At 68.4% G+C, this 17196-nt stretch carries 20 protein-coding genes; 11 read left to right on the plus strand and 9 right to left on the minus strand.

Translation table 11 applies throughout. The annotated features are described in order from the left end of the window. The first annotated feature begins 23 nt into the window (after window positions 1–23). The 5 genes from ACODTB_RS22330 to ACODTB_RS22350 are packed head-to-tail and all read left to right on the plus strand — an operon-like array spanning window position 24 to window position 2957. A complete protein-coding gene (locus tag ACODTB_RS22330; protein ID WP_291113761.1) occupies window positions 24–503 on the plus strand; it encodes a hypothetical protein in 480 nt (159 codons plus the stop codon). Further along, window positions 500–811 (plus strand): single-stranded DNA-binding protein, encoded by a 312-nt coding sequence (locus ACODTB_RS22335; RefSeq protein WP_291113764.1) that lies wholly within the window; start codon window positions 500–502, stop codon window positions 809–811. The genes ACODTB_RS22330 and ACODTB_RS22335 overlap by 4 nt, the downstream gene beginning before the upstream one ends. A 44-nt stretch (window positions 812–855) precedes the next feature. Next, window positions 856–2136: a glutamate-5-semialdehyde dehydrogenase gene (locus tag ACODTB_RS22340; protein ID WP_291113767.1), complete on the plus strand. Its 1281-nt coding sequence runs from the start codon at window positions 856–858 to the stop codon at window positions 2134–2136. Between the two features lie 18 nt (window positions 2137–2154). Beyond that, the gene (locus ACODTB_RS22345; protein ID WP_291113770.1) at window positions 2155–2655 is read left to right on the plus strand and encodes a BON domain-containing protein; all 501 of its coding nucleotides are present in this window, start codon (window positions 2155–2157) and stop codon (window positions 2653–2655) included. Between the two features lie 26 nt (window positions 2656–2681). Next, on the plus strand, window positions 2682–2957 hold the full coding sequence (locus tag ACODTB_RS22350; RefSeq protein ID WP_291113773.1) for a DUF2277 domain-containing protein: 276 nt from the start codon (window positions 2682–2684) through the stop codon (window positions 2955–2957). 3 nt (window positions 2958–2960) lie between these two features. On the opposite strand, the gene ACODTB_RS22355 is transcribed toward ACODTB_RS22350, so the two are convergent. Then, window positions 2961–3248: a hypothetical protein gene (locus ACODTB_RS22355; protein ID WP_291113776.1), complete on the minus strand. Its 288-nt coding sequence runs from the start codon at window positions 3246–3248 to the stop codon at window positions 2961–2963. 119 nt (window positions 3249–3367) lie between these two features. Here ACODTB_RS22355 and gshA point away from each other — a divergent pair, with 119 nt between their 5' ends. Further along, window positions 3368–4660: a glutamate--cysteine ligase gene (gene gshA / locus ACODTB_RS22360; RefSeq protein WP_291113779.1), complete on the plus strand. Its 1293-nt coding sequence runs from the start codon at window positions 3368–3370 to the stop codon at window positions 4658–4660. A 133-nt stretch (window positions 4661–4793) separates the two neighbouring features. Beyond that, window positions 4794–6662 carry a potassium transporter Kup gene (locus tag ACODTB_RS22365; RefSeq protein ID WP_291113782.1) on the plus strand — a complete coding sequence of 623 codons (1869 nt, stop codon included), beginning with the start codon at window positions 4794–4796 and terminating at the stop codon, window positions 6660–6662. 3 nt (window positions 6663–6665) lie between these two features. Here the strand turns inward: ACODTB_RS22365 and ACODTB_RS22370 are convergent, their stop codons facing one another. Together ACODTB_RS22370 and ACODTB_RS22375 are read right to left on the minus strand one after the other, a co-directional pair. After that, complete coding sequence (locus ACODTB_RS22370; protein ID WP_291113784.1) at window positions 6666–6968, minus strand: hypothetical protein; 303 nt, start codon at window positions 6966–6968, stop codon at window positions 6666–6668. 7 nt (window positions 6969–6975) lie between these two features. Beyond that, on the minus strand, window positions 6976–7338 hold the full coding sequence (locus ACODTB_RS22375) for a CesT family type III secretion system chaperone (protein ID WP_291113787.1): 363 nt from the start codon (window positions 7336–7338) through the stop codon (window positions 6976–6978). Between the two features lie 160 nt (window positions 7339–7498). On the opposite strand from ACODTB_RS22375, the gene ACODTB_RS22380 reads away from it, so the two are divergent. From ACODTB_RS22380 to ACODTB_RS22395, 4 genes are all read left to right on the plus strand, one after another. After that, entirely contained in the window at window positions 7499–8701 is a 1203-nt protein-coding gene (locus ACODTB_RS22380; protein ID WP_291113790.1) for a benzoate/H(+) symporter BenE family transporter, read from the plus strand. Between the two features lie 12 nt (window positions 8702–8713). Then, on the plus strand, window positions 8714–9661 hold the full coding sequence (gene gshB, locus ACODTB_RS22385; protein ID WP_488929746.1) for a glutathione synthase: 948 nt from the start codon (window positions 8714–8716) through the stop codon (window positions 9659–9661). After that, complete coding sequence (locus ACODTB_RS22390; protein WP_488929747.1) at window positions 9658–9915, plus strand: VF530 family protein; 258 nt, start codon at window positions 9658–9660, stop codon at window positions 9913–9915. Before gshB ends, ACODTB_RS22390 begins: the two co-directional genes overlap by 4 nt. Before the next feature lie 72 nt (window positions 9916–9987). Next, entirely contained in the window at window positions 9988–10521 is a 534-nt protein-coding gene (locus ACODTB_RS22395) for a MarR family winged helix-turn-helix transcriptional regulator (RefSeq protein ID WP_488929748.1), read from the plus strand. 20 nt (window positions 10522–10541) lie between these two features. Here the strand turns inward: ACODTB_RS22395 and ACODTB_RS22400 are convergent, their stop codons facing one another. The 6 genes from ACODTB_RS22400 to ACODTB_RS22425 are packed head-to-tail and all read right to left on the minus strand — an operon-like array spanning window position 10542 to window position 16713. Next, window positions 10542–10943: a Na+/H+ antiporter subunit G gene (locus ACODTB_RS22400; protein ID WP_291116825.1), complete on the minus strand. Its 402-nt coding sequence runs from the start codon at window positions 10941–10943 to the stop codon at window positions 10542–10544. Continuing rightward, window positions 10940–11218 carry a K+/H+ antiporter subunit F gene (locus tag ACODTB_RS22405; RefSeq protein WP_291116828.1) on the minus strand — a complete coding sequence of 93 codons (279 nt, stop codon included), beginning with the start codon at window positions 11216–11218 and terminating at the stop codon, window positions 10940–10942. The genes ACODTB_RS22400 and ACODTB_RS22405 overlap by 4 nt, the downstream gene beginning before the upstream one ends. After that, window positions 11215–11706: a Na+/H+ antiporter subunit E gene (locus ACODTB_RS22410; RefSeq protein ID WP_291116832.1), complete on the minus strand. Its 492-nt coding sequence runs from the start codon at window positions 11704–11706 to the stop codon at window positions 11215–11217. Before ACODTB_RS22410 ends, ACODTB_RS22405 begins: the two co-directional genes overlap by 4 nt. Then, the gene (locus ACODTB_RS22415) at window positions 11703–13412 is read right to left on the minus strand and encodes a monovalent cation/H+ antiporter subunit D (RefSeq protein WP_291116835.1); all 1710 of its coding nucleotides are present in this window, start codon (window positions 13410–13412) and stop codon (window positions 11703–11705) included. The genes ACODTB_RS22410 and ACODTB_RS22415 overlap by 4 nt, the downstream gene beginning before the upstream one ends. A gap of 8 nt (window positions 13413–13420) precedes the next feature. Beyond that, window positions 13421–13765 (minus strand): Na+/H+ antiporter subunit C, encoded by a 345-nt coding sequence (locus ACODTB_RS22420; RefSeq protein WP_291116838.1) that lies wholly within the window; start codon window positions 13763–13765, stop codon window positions 13421–13423. Beyond that, the gene (locus tag ACODTB_RS22425; protein WP_291116840.1) at window positions 13765–16713 is read right to left on the minus strand and encodes a monovalent cation/H+ antiporter subunit A; all 2949 of its coding nucleotides are present in this window, start codon (window positions 16711–16713) and stop codon (window positions 13765–13767) included. Before ACODTB_RS22425 ends, ACODTB_RS22420 begins: the two co-directional genes overlap by 1 nt. Window positions 16714–17196 lie beyond the last annotated feature (483 nt).

Here is a 17196-nt window from a genome sequence, read left to right on the forward strand (position 1 = left end):
CGGCCCTTGACCGATTGCCTTTCATGACATCCGATACCCAAGAACCCATTCACGAAGCCCGCGTCTGGAGCGACGAACACTGGACCGCCCGCGTCATCAAGAACGACGACGATGACGGTTGGGCCGTCGCCATGTACCTGGACAACGGGGCCGAACCCGCACTGGTCGGCCCCTGGACCATGGGCCGCGACAAGAAGAACCCCAAGCCGCTGGACACCGCGGCCTTCAACACCCTGGTGAAGACCGCGAAAGAGGTGATCCGCCGCTCCGAGCAGCAGCGGCATGCGGAGCTGAACAAGAACGTGACCGTGACGGTGGACGGGCAGCGCATCCGCGTCGCGCTGGCCATCGTGCCCGACGAGGAGGGCGCCACCGCCACGCTGCGCGCGCTCGACGAGTTCGACACCGAGTTGGCCTGCGTGCCCGTGCCGCCCACCTTCAAGCTGAACGTGGACAGCGCGCAGGCCTGGATCGCCGCCGGTTTCGAGAGGCCCGCGCGATGATCGACGGCCTGGTCGCCGGGCGCCTGATGGGCGAGGCCTCCCGCCGCGTGGACAAGGCCGGGCGCGGCTACATCGTGGCCCGGGTGCTGGCCCGCAACCGGGCGGACGAGGAGTTCATCGTCAACGTGATCGCCTTCGACGAGGCGGCCGGCCAGGCGCTGGTGGCGCTGCGCGACGGCGAATCGCTCAGCCTCTCGGGCGGGCTCACGCCCAAGGTCTGGACGGACAAGCAGGGCATCGTGCGCCCCAGCCTGGACATGGTGGCCACCCACGTGCTGTCGGCGCACCAGCCCGGCGGCGGGGCTTGACCCCGCTTGCCCCAAGGGCGCGCGCCTCTGCGAAAATTGCCCGGATGAACGCGACCAACACCACCGAACTCATGAACACCCTGGGGCTGCAGGCCAAGGCGGCCTCGGCGCTCATGGCCAAGGCCAGCGCGGCCACCAAGCTGGCGGCCCTGCGCGGCCTGGCCGCGCTGCTGCGCGCCAACGTGGACGCGCTGCAGGTGGACAACGCGAAAGACCTGGAGCGCGCCCGCGCCAATGGCCTGAGCGAACCCATGGTGGACCGGCTCAAGCTCACGCCCAAGGTCATCGAGACCTGCGCCCAGGGCTGCGAGCAGCTCGCGGCCATGCCCGACATCATTGGCGACATCAGCGGCATGAAGCAGATGCCCAGCGGCATCCGCGTGGGCCAGATGCGCGTGCCCATCGGCGTGTTCGGCATGGTCTACGAGAGCCGGCCCAACGTGACGATCGAGGCCGCCTCGCTGTCGATCAAGAGCGGCAACGCGGCCATCCTGCGCGGAGGCTCCGAGGCCATCGAATCCAACCGCGCCCTGGCCGCGCTGGTGCAGCGCGCGCTGACGGACGCCGGCCTGCCGGCCGACGCGGTGCAACTGGTGCCGACGACGGACCGCGCCGCCGTGGGCCAGCTCATCACCATGCCGCAGTACGTGGATGTGATCATCCCGCGCGGTGGCAAGGGGCTGATCGAGCGCATCAGCGCCGAGGCCAAGGTGCCGGTCATCAAGCACCTGGACGGCAACTGCCACACCTACGTGGACGAGCCCTGCGACATCGCGCTGGCGGTGAAGGTGACCGACAACGCCAAGACGCAGAAGTACAGCCCCTGCAACGCCACCGAGAGCCTGCTGGTGGCGCGCGGCGTGGCGGCCGATTTCCTGCCGAAGATCGGCGCCATCTTCGCCGCCAAGGGCGTGGAGATGCGGGCCTGCCCCGAGAGCCGGGCGATCCTGGCGGCGGTGCCGGGCGCGGACCTGAAGGACGCGACCGAGGCCGACTGGTCGGAGGAATACCTTGCCCCGGTCATCAGCATCAAGCTGGTGGCGGGCGTGGACGAGGCCATCGCCCACATCAACCGCTACAGCAGCCACCACACCGACGCCATCATCACCACCGACCACGTGCACGCCCAGCGTTTTCTGCGTGAAGTGGACTCGGCCAGTGTCATGGTGAATGCGAGCACCCGCTTCGCCGACGGTTTCGAGTTTGGCCTGGGGGCCGAAATCGGCATTTCCACCGACAAGTTCCACGCCCGCGGCCCGGTGGGGGTGGAAGGCCTGACCTCGCTCAAGTACGTGGTGCTGGGCGAGGGTGAAGTGCGCGGCTGACGCCCTGAAAGACCGGCCGTGAAACGCCCGGTGCGCCTGCTGGCATTCCTGGCCCTGGCGCATGCGGATGGGGCTGTGGCGGGTGAAGCGGTGCAGAACTGGTTCAACGACCCGTTCTTCCAGATCTCGGCCGCCGTGCCCGACTGCCCCCGGCCTGCGGGGCCGTTCATCACCGAGCGCGAGCGGCTGGCCCAGACGCACCGGCGCGCCGAGAAGGGCACGACCTGCTGGCTCGCGAAAGCCTGCGATCGCCCCAACGCCTTCGCCTACGACCAGGACATCGCCACCGCCTTTCAGCAGGCCCTGAAACGGCGCCCCGCGTTCACCGCCGACAGCACGCTCTGGGTGACGGTGCAGGGGCGTGTGGTGTACATCGAGGGCTGTGCCAGGCGCCAGGCCGTGGCGGCGCAGGCCGAGGCCTTTGCGCGGGCGTTGCCGCACGTGCAGCAGGCCAGCGCGATCATCCGCCACGACCCCTCGGCGCGCCCGCCCTACCGGGCCGCCGCCGACCGCCCCTGAGGGCGTTCACCAGGAGTGAAGAGACCATGTGCCGCAACATCAAGACCCTGTTCAATTTCGAGCCACCCGCGACCGAGCTGGAAATCCGCGACGCCTCGCTGCAATTCGTGCGCAAGCTCAGCGGCTTCAACGTGCCGTCGCAGGCCAACGAAGCGGCGTTTGACCGCGCGGTGGAGCAGGTGGCGGCCACGGCGCGCGAACTCATGGCCTCGCTGCGCACCACGGCCGCGCCGCGCAACCGCGAGGTGGAGGCGGCCAAGGCGAAAGCGCGCTCGCTGGTGCGCTTCGGCCCGGGCGACTGAGCTTCAGCGTCTCCCCGGCCAGTCCGTCCCGCCTTCTCCTTCGAACACCGCGCGCAGCAGGTTGCCGGCCTGGGAGGCCAGGGTCAGCAGGCCCCAGATGAGCAGCCAGGGGCTGGCTCGGGCTGGGCGCATGCCGCCGTCCCACCAGTAGGCGAAGCCGCCGGTCAGGGCGAACAGGGCGCCCAGCAGCAGGAACACCCCCATCAGCAGCACCCGCAGGCCGGTGCTTTCGGGTGGCCGCCACACGCTGAACCAGGCGGCCAGGGCGGTCATCAGGGCGAAAATCGTCATCGGAATCCTCCCTTGGGCAGGCATGGGGTCGCTTCCAGGCGCTGGAAACGGCTTGAAATCGGCGTCATGCGCCCCCATTACACTGGTTGCCTCCCCAGCCGCCTATACCCCTCCCCCCTATGGTCCCGCACCTCGTCACCGCCCTGACCGGCCCCATCAACGAGCTCGAGCAGCGCATCCTCGAGTCCACCCCGGTGATCGAGCGCTGGTTCCGCCTCGAGTGGATGGAGCACACGCCGCCGTTCTACACCTCGGTGGACGTGCGCAACGCGGGTTTCAAGCTGGCGCCGGTGGACACGAACCTGTATCCCGGCGGCTGGAACCACCTCACGCCCGAGATGCTGCCGCTGGCGGTGCAGGCGGCGATGGCGGCGATCGAGAAAATCTGCCCCGAGGCCAAGAACCTGTTGCTGGTGCCCGAGAGCACCACCGACATCTTCTACCTGAGCAATCTGGCGCAGTTGCAGCGCATCTTCTACATGGCCGGGCTCAATGTGCGCCTGGGTTCGCTCTCCAACGACATCAAGGCCCCCACCACCATCGAGCTGCCCGGCGGCGACAAGGTGGTGCTGGAGCCGCTGCTGCGCAGCAAGCGCCGCCTGGGCCTGAAGAACTTCGACCCCTGCACCATCCTGCTCAACAACGACCTGAGCGCGGGCGTGCCCGGCATTCTGGAAGACCTGCACGAGCAGTACCTGCTGCCGCCGCTGCACGGTGGCTGGGGAACGCGGCGCAAGAGCCATCATTTCAAGGCCTATGAAGAGGTGTCCAAGCGCTTCGGCAAGCTGCTGGGCATGGACCACTGGCTGATCAACCCGATGTTCAACCAGTGCGGGCAGGTGGATTTCAACGAGGACGCCGGGCTGGAATGCCTGCGCAGCAACACCGACGCGCTGCTGGGCAAGATCCGCCGCAAGTACAAGGAATACGGCATCAACGAAAAGCCGTTCGTGGTGGTCAAGGCCGACAACGGCACGGGCGGCATGGGCATCCTGACGGTGCGCGACGCCAAGGACATCGACAACCTCTCGGCCAAGACCAAGGCCCGCATGGCCGTGGGCCAGGCCGGGCAGGAAGTGCACGAGGTCATCATCCAGGAAGGCGTGCTGACCAACGAGCGCATCAACAGCGCGGTGGCCGAGCCCGTGGTCTACATGATGGACCGCTACGTGGTCGGCGGCTTCTACCGCGTGCACGCCGACCGCGGTGTGGACGAGAACCTCAACGCGCCCGGCTCCAGCTACGTGCCGCTGGCGTTCGAGCAGAGCGCACAGCTGCCGCAGCCCGGCCAGAAGCCCGGCGCGAGCGTGCCCAACCGCTTCTACATGTACGGCGTGATCGGCCGCCTGGCCATGCTGGCGGCGAGCTACGAGCTGGAAGCCACCGACCCGGACGCCGAAGTCTACGAGTGAGTTGCTGCGGCGCAACATTCGACGCGGGCGCCACTGTTTAGAGCGCTGAGCCGGCAGACAAGGTCCCTCCGGCGGGCGCACAATCGCATTCCCTCGACAACCGAACCCCGTGCCAACAGGCCGGGGTTGTTTTGTGTCCGCTTCCAAATCGTCACTGGCTGCGCTCACCCTCGGCGCCATTGGCGTGGTGTACGGCGACATCGGCACCAGCGTGCTGTACGCCATGAAGGAGGTCTTTGGCTCCGGCCACGTGCCTTTCACCCACGCCAACGTCTACGGCATCCTGTCCATCCTGTTCTGGACGCTGACGGTCATCGTCTCCCTCAAGTACGTGGTGCTGGTGCTGCGCGCCGACAACAACGGCGAAGGCGGCCTGATCGCGATGCTCGCGCTGGCCTCCATGGCGGTGAAGGAGCGGCCCGCGCTGCGCCAGACGCTGCTGGCCATCGGCATCTTCGGCACCGCACTGTTCTATGGCGACGGCGTCATCACGCCGGCGATCTCGGTGCTCTCGGCCGTCGAGGGCCTGGAGGTGATCTCGCCGCACTTCAAGCACTACGTGGTGCCCATCACCTTGCTGGTGCTGTTCGCGCTGTTCGCGGTGCAGAAGCGCGGCACCAGCGGCATCGGCCGTTTCTTCGGCCCGATCACCCTGGCCTGGTTCCTCACCATCGCGGCGCTGGGCGTGTCGCAGATCGTGGGCCATCCCGAGATCCTGGGCGCGCTCAGCCCGCTGCATGCGCTGCGCTTCATGTGGGCGCAACCCGGCACCAGCTTCATCATCCTGGGCGCGGTGGTGTTGTGCGTCACCGGCGCCGAGGCGCTGTACGCCGACCTGGGCCACTTCGGCAAGCGCCCGATCCGCCTGGCCTGGTTCACCGTCGTCATGCCCTGCCTCACGCTGAACTACTTCGGCCAGGGCGCATTGCTGCTGGCCGACCCGGCGGCCGTGAAGAACCCGTTCTTCAACATGGCGCCCGAGTGGCTGCTGCTGCCGCTGGTGATCATGGCCACCATGGCCACGGTGATCGCCTCGCAGGCCCTGATCACCGGTGCCTTCAGCGTGACCAAGCAGGCGATCCAGCTCGGTTACCTGCCGCGCCTGAAGATCCAGCACACCAGCGTGAAGCACACCGGCCAGATCTACATGCCGTTCGTGAACTGGAGTTTGTTCACCGCCATCGTGCTGGCGGTGGTGATGTTCAAGTCGTCCAGCAACCTCGCGGCGGCCTACGGCATCGCGGTCACGCTGGACATGCTCATCACCACGGTGCTCACCTTCTACGTGGTGCGCTACAGCTGGAAGTACCCGCTGTGGCTGTGCGTGCTGGCCACCGGCTTCTTCTTCGTGGTCGACCTCGCTTTCTTCAGCTCCAACCTGCTCAAGCTCTTCGCCGGCGGCTGGTTCCCGCTGCTCATCGGCGGCGCGGTGTTCACGCTCATGATGACCTGGAAGCGCGGCCGCTCGCTCATGACCGAGGCGCAGCACGCCGAATCGATCGAGCTGAACAGCTTCCTCGATGCGCTGTTCATCGCACCGCCCGTGCGGGTGGAGGGCACGGCGGTGTTCCTCACGGCCGACATCGGCACCGTGCCCAACGCCATGTTGCACAACCTCAAGCACAACAAGGTGCTGCACGAGCAGAACCTGTTCGTGACCGTGCGCAGCCAGGAGGTGCCCTGGATCGGGCTGAACAAGCGGCTGGAGATCGAGCCGCTGGGGCACGACTGCTGGCAGGTGGTGGTGAACTATGGCTTCAAGAACGACCTGGACCTGCCCGAGGCGCTGTCGGCCATGCGCGGGCGCGGCTGCGACATGGGCCCCATGACCACCAGCTACTTTCTCTCGCGCGATGTGGTGGTGCCCACCATCGGCAGCGGCATGGCGCCCTGGCGCGAGAAGCTGTTCGCCCAGATGCACCACAACGCGAGCGCGGCGGCCGAGTTCCTGAACCTGCCGAGCAACGCGGTGATCGAGCTGGGCTCGAAAGTGGAGATCTAGGGTTCAGATTGTCCGGAAGGACGCCTGGTGGTCCGAGATGGTCCTCGGCCGTGAGCAGGCTTCTGTCGATGGGCTTGTCGCCTCGCAGAGAGTAGAGGTCGAATTTTTCGTCCCCGATGACCCGCGCCAGTGCGTCGTGGTGTTGGGCTGGAAGGCGATGTGGCCGGTCTTCGTCAGCGCACCCTCGGGGTGGCGCCTGGTCTCGTTGAACAACAGGTGGGCGAACGGCTTGACGTGGACCCTGACGAATGCGTTGCCCACGCCGGGGAGGCCGGAGCCGAGGGCGTTCTTGATGATGGGATTCATGCGCGGCTCAGGCGCTGGCCAGCGCGGTGCGGGCCTGGTTGACGCGCGCCTGCAGCCAGGCCGGCAAGGACGGGGTGCGTTCCAGCGCGTCCAGGGGCACGTCGAAGCGGTACGCCACCTTTCCCGAGTTGGGAACGACCACGAAGCAGCCCGACACCTCGTCATTGGCGCGGGCGTTGTACTCCAGCAGTTGAATCTCGTTGCCGGGTTGATGGCCGAGGTCGACGTACATGACGAGACCCGAATCGCCTTTGGGAATCAGTCCGACGATGGTGCCGTCCACCTCGAAGTGAGGGGTCCGGGCGGTGCCCTGACAGTTGTCCAGCTGGGTTTGCTCAAAGAGCTTGTGCATCAAGGCGGCATAGCGCATGGTTGGGTCCTGGTTGAACGGCCGGGCCGTCTCGAGCGCGACCCGTCAGGAAGTAGTGCGGGGCCTGGCGGTTCGGTTCCGTCGGCGCCCGCCGAGCAGGGTTTCGGGGCCATTGCCGGTGGCCCCCGTGCGTTGTGTCGCCGCCCGGCACAATCGCCCGATGTCTTCCTCCGCGTCGCCTTCCTTTTTTCGAGACGTCAACCTCTCGGCCGCCACGGCCGGCTTCGTGGCCGTTCTGGTCGGCTTCACCAGCTCGGTGGCCATCGTCTTCCAGGCCGCGCAGGCGTTCGGCGCCACCCCCGCGCAGATCACTTCCTGGATGTGGGCGCTCGGCCTGGGCATGGGCCTGTGCTCGGCCATTCCCTCGCTGGTGCTGCGCCAGCCCGTCATGATCGCCTGGAGCACGCCGGGCGCGGCGGTGCTGGCCACGGCGGGCCTTGCCGGCGGCTTCACCATGGCCGATGCCGTGGGGGCTTTCCTCATCAGCGCCGCTCTGATCGTGCTGGTGGGCGCCACCGGCTGGTTCGAGCGCGTGATGAACAAGATTCCGATGGCGATCGCCTCGGCCCTGCTGGCCGGCGTGCTGGCGCGCTTTGGCCTGCAGGCCTTCGCCGCCGCGCAGACCGCGCTGCCGCTGGTGGTGCTGATGCTGCTGGCCTACCTGCTGGGCCGACGCCTGCTGCCGCGTTATGCGGTGCCGCTCACGCTGGCGGTGGCCATCGCCTACGTGGTGGCGCGGGGCCAGTTCAATGGCGGCGCAGTGAGCTTCGAACTCGCCATGCCCGTGTTCACCCTGCCCGTCTTCAGCCTGGCCGCGTTCACCAGCCTGGCGCTGCCGCTGTTCGTCGTCACCATGGCCTCGCAGAACCTGCCGGGCGTGGCCGCGATCCGCGCGGCGGGTTACGACATGCCGATCTCGAAGATCATCACGCTCAGCGGCGCGGCCACGCTGGTTCTCGCGCCCTTCGGTGCCTTCGCGCTCAACCTCAGCGCCATCACCGCGGCCATCTGCATGGGCCCCGAAGCCCATGCCGACCCGAAGAAGCGTTACACCGCCGCCGTGGTGTGCGGCGGCATCTACGTGCTGATCGGTCTCTTCGGCGCGGCCATCACCGGACTGCTCATCGCCTTCCCGCGCGAGCTGGTCATGGCCATCGCCGGCATCGCGCTGCTGGGCAGCATCGGTGGCGGCCTGCACGCCGCGCTCAAGGACGACGCGCACCGCGAGGCCGCTCTCATCACCTTTCTCGTCACGCTCAGCGGCGTGGTCATCGGCGGCATCGGCTCGGCCTTCTGGGGCGTGGTCGCCGGCGCCCTCGCGCTGCTTGTGCAACAGTACGGACTCACCTCGAAAAAGCCCTGAACGAACAATGCCATGAAAAAAATCCTCGTCGTCGCCGACCCGCTCGAAGCCTTCAAGATCCACAAGGACACCACCTTCGCCATGATGCGCGAGCTGCAGCGGCGCGGCCACACACTGGCGGCCTGCGAGCCCGAGCACCTGCAGTGGCAGAGCGGCCAGCCGGTGACGGCGCAGGTGCGCCACGTCACGCTCACCGGTGACGCCGAGGCCTGGTTCACCACCACGCGCGAAGGCCGCGAGCCGCTGCACAGCTTCGACGCCGTGCTGATGCGCAAGGACCCGCCGTTCGACAGCGAGTTCTTCTACGCCACGCACCTGCTGGAGCAGGCCGAGCGCGAAGGCGCGCGCGTGTTCAACAGCCCGCGCGCGCTGCGCGACCATCCGGAAAAACTCGCGCTGATGGAGTTCGCGCGGTTCGCGCCGGCCACGCTGGTGACGCGCCGGCCCGAGGCCATCCGCGCCTTCCACGCCGAGCACAAGGACATCATCCTCAAGCCGCTCGACGGCATGGGCGGCATGGGCATCTTCCGAGTCGGGCCCGACGGCATGAACCTGGGCTCCATCATCGAGACGCTGAACCAGGGCGGCGCCACCAGCGTGATGGTGCAGCGCTACCTGCCGGAGATCGTGCTGGGCGACAAGCGTCTGCTGCTGATCGGTGGCCAGGTCGCGCCTTTCGTGCTCGCGCGCATTCCGCAGGGCAGCGAGGTGCGGGGCAACCTCGCGGCCGGTGGCAAGGGCGTGGCCCAGCCGCTGAGCGACACCGACCGCGCCGTGGCCGAGGCCATCGCGCCCACGCTGGCCGCGCGCGGCCTGCTGCTGGTGGGGCTGGACATGATCGGCGACAAGGTGACCGAGATCAACGTCACCAGCCCGACGTGCTTCCAGGAGATCCAGCAGCAGACCGGTTTCGACGTGCCCGCGATGTTCGTCGACGCGCTGGAGGCGGCGCTCGCATGAGCGACGCTCCGGCACCGCAGGAGCAGCCGCGCAACCCGTTGCACGGTCTCACACTGGAGGCGATCCTCACCGCGCTGGTGGAGCACTACGGCTGGGACGGCCTGGGCGAGCGCATTCCGGTGCGCTGTTTCAACATCGACCCGAGCATCCCGTCCAGCCTGCGCTTCCTGCGCAAGACCCCGTGGGCGCGCGAGAAGGTGGAAGGGCTGTACCTGTTCATGCTGCGCGAGCAGCGCCGCGCCGGTCGGGGCTGACCCGATGCTGGCGGGCCGCCATCCCCGCTACATTACGACCCAGGCTCAATAACCCCTGGAAGTGGATTCAAGATGGCGACTCGGCGCAGTAACACGGCGGTGCGACAAGGGCGCAAGGTGCTCAACCTCGCTGGTTACGTCACCTCCCACCTCACGGTGCTGGCCAACCGGCTCTCCAGCGGGGCCTCGCGGCTGTACCTCCAGCGCTACGGCATCGGCATCATCGAGTGGCGCGTGCTGGCCATGCTGGCGGTCGAGCCCCGCATCTCGCCGGTGCGCGTCTGCCAGGTCATCGGGCTGGACAAGGGCGCCGTCAGCCGCGAGATGCGCAAGCTCGAAACCAAGGGCTATCTCACGGTGGAGGAAGACCCCGAGAGCCCGCGCCGGCACACGCTGGCGCTCACGCCCGAGGGCTATGCCGTCCACGACGAGGTCATCCGCGCCGCTTTGGAGCGCGAACGCCGCCTGCTCAAGGGCCTGTCGGCCAGCGAAGTGGAGACGCTGCTGGACCTGCTGGTGCGCGCCACGGCCAACGTCCCGTTCGTGAACGAGTACGAGCCGCCCGAGGCCGCCTCCGCTCCACGCCCGCGCAAGAAGAAAGCCTGAGGCGGGCGCGCCCGCCGCGCTCAGTCCCTGGCGCGCGCTTCGTCGCCGTCGGTGGGCCGGGTCACCACGTGGCTGAGCGAAGGCGGGATCTCGCCCGTGCCCGGGTTGCCGATGCGGCGGCGGAACAGCTCGGTGCGCGCCAGCAGGATGGTGGTCACCGGCACCGTGAGCGAGAGGAAGATGATGATCAGCCAGGCGTGCAGCGAGAGCCGCTCGTCCTGGGCCGAGAAATAGATGATGCTGGCCAGCGTGACGCACCAGGCCGAGAAACTGAACGCCAGCGCGGGCGGATGCATGCGCTGAAAGAAAGTCTTGAAGCGCACCACGCCGATGGCGGCGGTGAGCGTGAAGATGCCGCTGAGGATCAGCAGCAGCGCCACCGGGATTTCGGCCCAGAGCGAGACACCGGCCGGCATCATCATTCGATCACCTCGCCGCGCAGCAGAAACTTGGCCATGGCGGCCGAGCTCACGAAACCGAAGACGGCGATCAGCAGCGCCGCCTCGAAGTACATCGCGCTGCGGTAGCGGATCGCCAGCACCATGAGCACCAGCATGCCGATGGTGTAGATCAGGTCCATGGCCAGCACGCGGTCCTGCGCCGAGGGGCCGCGGTACAGGCGCAGCAAGCCCAGCGCCATGGCGAGCACGTAACAGGCCAGCGCGAAGACGATGGCGCCGAAGAGGAAGGGACTCATTCGAAGATCTCCATCAGGGGACGCTCGTAGCGCTGCTTGATCAGCGCGATCTCGTGCTGTGCGTCGTCGAGGTCGAAGATGTGCACCAGCAGTGCGCTGCGGTCCAGCGCGATCTCGGACCAGATGGTGCCCGGGATCACGCACATGATGGCGGCCAGCACCGCCAGGCCGTTGGGGTCGCGCAGGTCCAGCGGCACGGTGATGAAAGCGCCCTTGGGCATGCGATCGCCGCGGCCCAGCGTGCCGCGCAGCACGCGCCAGTTCCACTCGATCACGTCCACGCCCACGCGCAGGAACAGCTTGAAGGCCACCCAGGGGTGGCTGAAGCGCACCGGCGTCGGGCGCAGCGACTGCGTGAGCAGCGGCACGGCGAAGCCCAGCACCAGGGCCATGAGCCATTGGCCCAGGCTGTAGGGGTTGTTGAGCACCAGCCACAGCGCGACCAGCGCGAGCGACAACAGGGGGGCGGGGAACAGGCGCCGCATCATGGCTGTTTCTCCGGCACGGGCACGCCCAGGCGCTCGGCGTTGGTGGCGGTGGGCAGCGGCCGCGCCGAGAGCACGGCGTCGATGTAGCCGCGCGGGTGGTACAGCGCGCTGGCGGTGGCGGCGGTGTAGCGCATCACCGCTTCACCGCGCACCGTGAACAGCACGCACAGACCGATCAGGACCGCGATGGGCACGTACTCGGCCACGCGCAGCATGTGGCCGCCGCGTTCCATGGGGGCCCAGAAGAACCGGATGCCGGTGCGCGAGAGCGCCACCAGGGCGAACAGGCCGGAGGTGATGACCAGCCCGATCAGCGTCCAGCTGGCGGTGCTCACGGCGGGGGTGCCGCTCTGCAGCGGCAGCAGGGCCGAGAGCATGGCGAACTTGCCGATGAAGCCCGAGAGGGGCGGCAGGCCGGCGACCAGCACGGTGCAGCAGATGAACGCCAGGCCCAGCAGGGCGGTGGTCGCGGGGATCGCGCGGCCGATCAGCACTTCCTCGTCCTCGTCGAGGTTGGCGGTCTTGGCGATTTCCAGGTCGGCGAGGGCGAACGGCAAGTGGTCCTCTTCGTCTTCCGGCGCGCGCTGGCTCGCGGGGTCGGTGCGCGAGCGGTCCATCAGCTCGGCCAGCAGGAAGAACGCGGCCACCGCCATCGTCGAACTCGGCAGGTAGTACAGCGCGCTGGCGGTGAGCTCGGGCCGCGCGAAGCCCAGCACCGCCAGCAGCGTGCCCGAGGACACGATGACCGAGAAGCCTGCCAGCCGCGCGGGCCGCTGCGAGGCCAGCATGCCGATGGCGCCGAAAGCCAGCGTGGCCATGCCGCCCCAGGCCAGCCACTGGCTGCCGAAGCCCGCCGAATGGCCGGCCTCGGGCGAGAAGAGCAGGGTGGACAGGCGCAGCAGCACGTAGATGCCCACCTTGGTGAGCAGCGCGAACATCGCCGCCGAGGGCGCGCTGGCGCTGGAGTAGGCCGGCACCAGCCAGAAGTTGAGCGGCCACATCGCGGCCTTGGCGAGGAAGGCCACGGCCAGGATGGCGCAGGCGGTGTGCAGCAGCGCGCGGTCGGCCGAGGCCACGTCCGGGATCCGCGCGGCCAGGTCCGCCATGTTGAGCGTGCCGGTCACGCCGTAGATCATCGAGGCGCCCACCAGGAACAGCGAGGAGGCGGCCAGGTTGATCGAGATGTACTGCAGGCCGGCCTTCACGCGCGAGGGGCCCGAGCCGTGCAGCAGCAGGCCGTAGGACGCGGCCAGCATGACCTCGAAGAACACGAACAGGTTGAACAGGTCGCCGGTCAGGAAGGCCCCGTTCAGGCCCATGATCTGGATCTGGAACAGCGGGTGGAAGTGCGCGCCGGCCTTGTGCCAGCGCGCCAGCGCGAACAGCAGCGCCATCAGGGCGACCATCGCGGCCAGCAGCAGCATCAGGCCCGAGAGGCGGTCGAGCACGAGCACGATGCCGAAGGGCATGTCCCAGTTGCCGGGCAGGTAGACGCCGAAGGCGCTCGGCCCCTCGCCCTGCTTGGTCCAGATCAGCAACAGCACGGCCACCGCCAGGTTGAGCAGCGTCGCGCTCAGGCCGATGGTGGCTTTGGTGCGGTGCCGGCGGTCGCCCACGAACAGCAGCACGCAGGCGGTGATCAGCGGCAGCAGGATGGGCGCGATCATCAGGTGCGGCATGAGCGCCGCGGTGATCGCCTGGGTCATTCCTCCGGTCACTCCGCGTCCCCCTGGCCGTCCACGTGGTCATTGCCGAAGAAGCCGCGCTGCGCGAGCAGCACGACGAGGAACAGCGCGGTCATGGCGAAGCCGATCACGATGGCGGTGAGCACCAGGGCCTGCGGCATCGGGTCGTCGTACTGCAGCAGCGTGGCTTCCAGTCCGGGGGTGAGCACGGGTTCGCTGTCCACCGACAGCCGGCCCATGCTGAAGATGAACAGGTTGACGCCGTAGCCCAGCAGGCACAGGCCCATGATGACCTGGTAGGTGCGCGGGCGCAGCATCAGCCACACGCCGCAGGTGGTGAGGGCGCCGATGGCGATGGCCATGACAAGTTCCATCAGTGGGTTCCTTCGGTTGAGGTTTCCTGCTCGACCACCTTGGCCTGGCGGTGGCCGCGCACCGACTGGTGGCCGAGCGCGGTGAGGATGAGCAGGGTCGCGCCCACCACCAGGGTGAAGACGCCGATGTCGTAGAACAGCGCGCTGGCGACGTGGATCTCGCCCAGCAGCGGCAGGTTCAGGTGGGCCGTGTGCGTGGTCAGGAACGGGTAGCCGAACCAGAACGAACCCAGGCCGGTGGCGGTGGCGGTCAGCAGGCCGGCGGCGATCCAGCGCTGCGGCATCAGCTGCATGTTGGCCTCGACCCACTGCGTGCCCGAGACGATGTACTGCAGGATGAACGCGGTGGAGAGCACCAGCCCGGCCACGAAGCCGCCGCCGGGTTCGTTGTGGCCGCGCATGAACAGGTAGACCGCGATCACCGACGCGATCGGCAGCAGCAGGCGCACCAGCACCGCCGGCACCATCAGGTAGCCCTGCGCGGTGTCCTCGGCCAGTTGCGGGTTGACGAGGTCGGTGTCCAGGTCGGCCGGGAGCGCGCGCTGCTGGGCCGTGAGTTCGGCGCTCTCGGGCGCGGGCCGGAAGCGGCGCAGCAGCGCGTAGACCGTGAGCGCCACGATGCCGAGCACGGTGATCTCGCCCAGGGTGTCAAAGCCCCGGAAGTCCACCAGCATCACATTGACCACGTTGGTGCCGCCGCCCTCGGGCAGGGCTCGCTCCAGGAAGAAGGGCGAGATGCTCTGCGGGAAGTCGCGCGTCATCAGGGCATAGGACAGGGCGGTCATGCCGCCGCCGGCGGCCAGCGCGAGCAGCAGGTCGCGCGAGCGCCGGGCCTTGGCCTTGGTGCGCTCCCACAGCGGTTCGCTGTCGTCCTGCACCTCCAGTCGCTTGGGCAGCCAGCGCAGGCCGAGCAGGATCAGCACCGTGGTCACGGCCTCGACCGAGAGCTGCGTGAGCGCGAGGTCGGGCGCGGAGAACCAGGCGAAGGTGATCACGGTCGTGAGGCCCGACACGCTCATGAGCGCCAGGGCCGTGAGCCGGTGGTACTTGGCCTGCCAGACCGCGCCGATGGCCGCGCCCACGCCCACCACCCACAGCAGGGCGAACATGGGTGAGAACGGCAGCAGCGTGCGCTCGCCGGGTGCCAGCGACGGGTTCGGCACCGCCAGGCGGAACGCGGCGACCGAGCCCACCACGGTCACCAGCACCAGCAGGAACAGCTGCGGCTGCAGGCGGCGCGTGCCCAGCAGGCGCAGGGCGCTGCGGGCGGCGGCGGTGAGCCGGGCCATGGCATGGTGGAACAGGCGCTTGCCGTTGAACAGGCCCACCAGCGGCGCGCGCTCGATGCGCCCGCTCTGCAGCGGCTTGCGCAGCAGCAGGTACAGGACGATGCCGCCGGCCAGCGCCAGGAAACTCATCCACAGCGGCAGGTTGAAGCCGTGCCACACCGCGAGATCGAATTCAGGCAGCGCCCCGCCCACCACCGGCAGCGCGGCGGTGCCCAGGACGTGCTGGATGGACCACTGCGGCACGATGCCCACCACCAGGCAGGCCAGCACCAGCACCTCGATCGGCACGCGCATCCAGTGCGGCGGCTCGTGCGGCACGCGCGGCAGGTTGGCGCAGGTGTCGGGGCCGAAGAACACGCGCGCCGTGAAGCGCAGCGAGTAGGCCACGCTGAAGATGCCCGCGACCACCGCCGCCACCGGCAGCACGCGCTGGAACCAGGGCGCCGCGCTCACGAACACCGCCTCGGTGAAGAACATCTCTTTCGAGATGAAGCCGTTGAGCAGCGGCACGCCGGCCATGGCCGCGCCGGCCACCACGGTCAGCGTGGCGGTCACCGGCATGTAGCGGGCCAGGCCTGAGAGGCGCCGGATGTCGCGCGTGCCGGCCTCGTGGTCGATGATGCCCACCGCCATGAACAGCGAGGCCTTGAAGGTGGCGTGGTTGATGATGTGGAACACCGCGGCCACGGCGGCCAGCGGGCTGTTCATGCCCAGCAGCGTGGTGATCAGGCCCAGGTGCGAGATGGTCGAGTAGGCGAGCAGGCCCTTGAGGTCTTTCTGGAAGATGGCGGCGAAGCCCCCGATCAGCAGCGTGATCAGGCCCGAGCAGGTGACGATCCAGAACCATTCGTCGGTGCCGGCGAGCACCGGCCACAGCCGGGCCAGCAGGAACACGCCGGCCTTCACCATGGTGGCCGAGTGCAGGTAGGCCGAGACCGGGGTGGGGGCGGCCATGGCGTGCGGCAGCCAGAACTGGAACGGGAACTGCGCGCTCTTGGTGAAGGCGCCGAGCAGGATGAGGACGAGCGCCGTGCTGTAGAGCGGGTGGGCGCGCACCACGTCGCCGGCGCGCAGCACCACGTCCAGGTCGTAGCTGCCGACGATGTGGCCGAGCACGAGCACGCCGGCCAGCAGGCACAGGCCACCGGCGCCGGTCACAGTGAGGGCCATGCGGGCGCCGCGCCGCGCATCGCGGCGGTGGTGCCAGTAGCCGATGAGCAGAAAGGAGAAGAGGCTGGTGAGTTCCCAGAACAGCACCAGCTGGATCAGGTTGCCCGAGAGGACGACGCCGCTCATGGCGCCCATGAAGGCGAGCAGGAAGGAGAAGAAGCGCGGCACCGGGTCGTCGGGCGACATGTAGTAGCGCGCGTAGAGCACCACCAGCGAGCCGATGCCCAGGACCAGCATGGAGAACATCCAGGCGAAGCCGTCCATGCGCAGCACGAAGTTCAGGCCGAGCGAGGGCAGCCAGACGAACTCCTGCCGGATGACGCCCCCGGCGGCCACTTCGGGGAAGTACATCGCGGCTTGCACGGTGCAGAAAAGTGCGATCGCACCCGCCAGGGTGGATTCGGTGTTGCGCGCGTTCGCGGGCAGCAGCGCGGCGAGCAGGCTGCCCACGAATGGGAGGGCGACAAGGAAGATCAGGGAGACGTGCATGGGCCTTCGAGTTTAGTGGCATGAGTTTGCAGTGCCTCCAGGGTTCCCCCTCCATGGGGCTTGTATCGCGGTTTTTTCTTTCTGCGGCTTCGCGGCGGGCCGGGGGTGGGGACCGCCTGCTCCGGCCTTGCTCGCGGGCGTCTGCCCAGGCATGCCGACGCCGCCTCATCAACACCGACTTGGCACGCACGCTCTGTGGCAACCGCGAATGGAGGCCTGCGCAGGCGGTCCCCACCCCCGTCCCGCAACACACCTGTGCACACCAGCCTTGCTTGCCAACATCATTTCTGGGGCGGGTGGTTCGGGCATTCGGGCGCTGGCCCCATTCGCGGTTGCCACAGAGGTCGAGGACCCGACACGGTGTTGACACAGGGGTGTGTGCGGACCCGGGCAGGCGCCCGCGAGCGGCCGGCGACCGAATGACCGGACCACCCGACCTCGCCCAAAAGGAGGCGAGAGGCCAGGGCTTTGTGGCACCATGCC

The sequence above is a fragment of the Hydrogenophaga sp. FG152 genome, assembly GCF_057809615.1.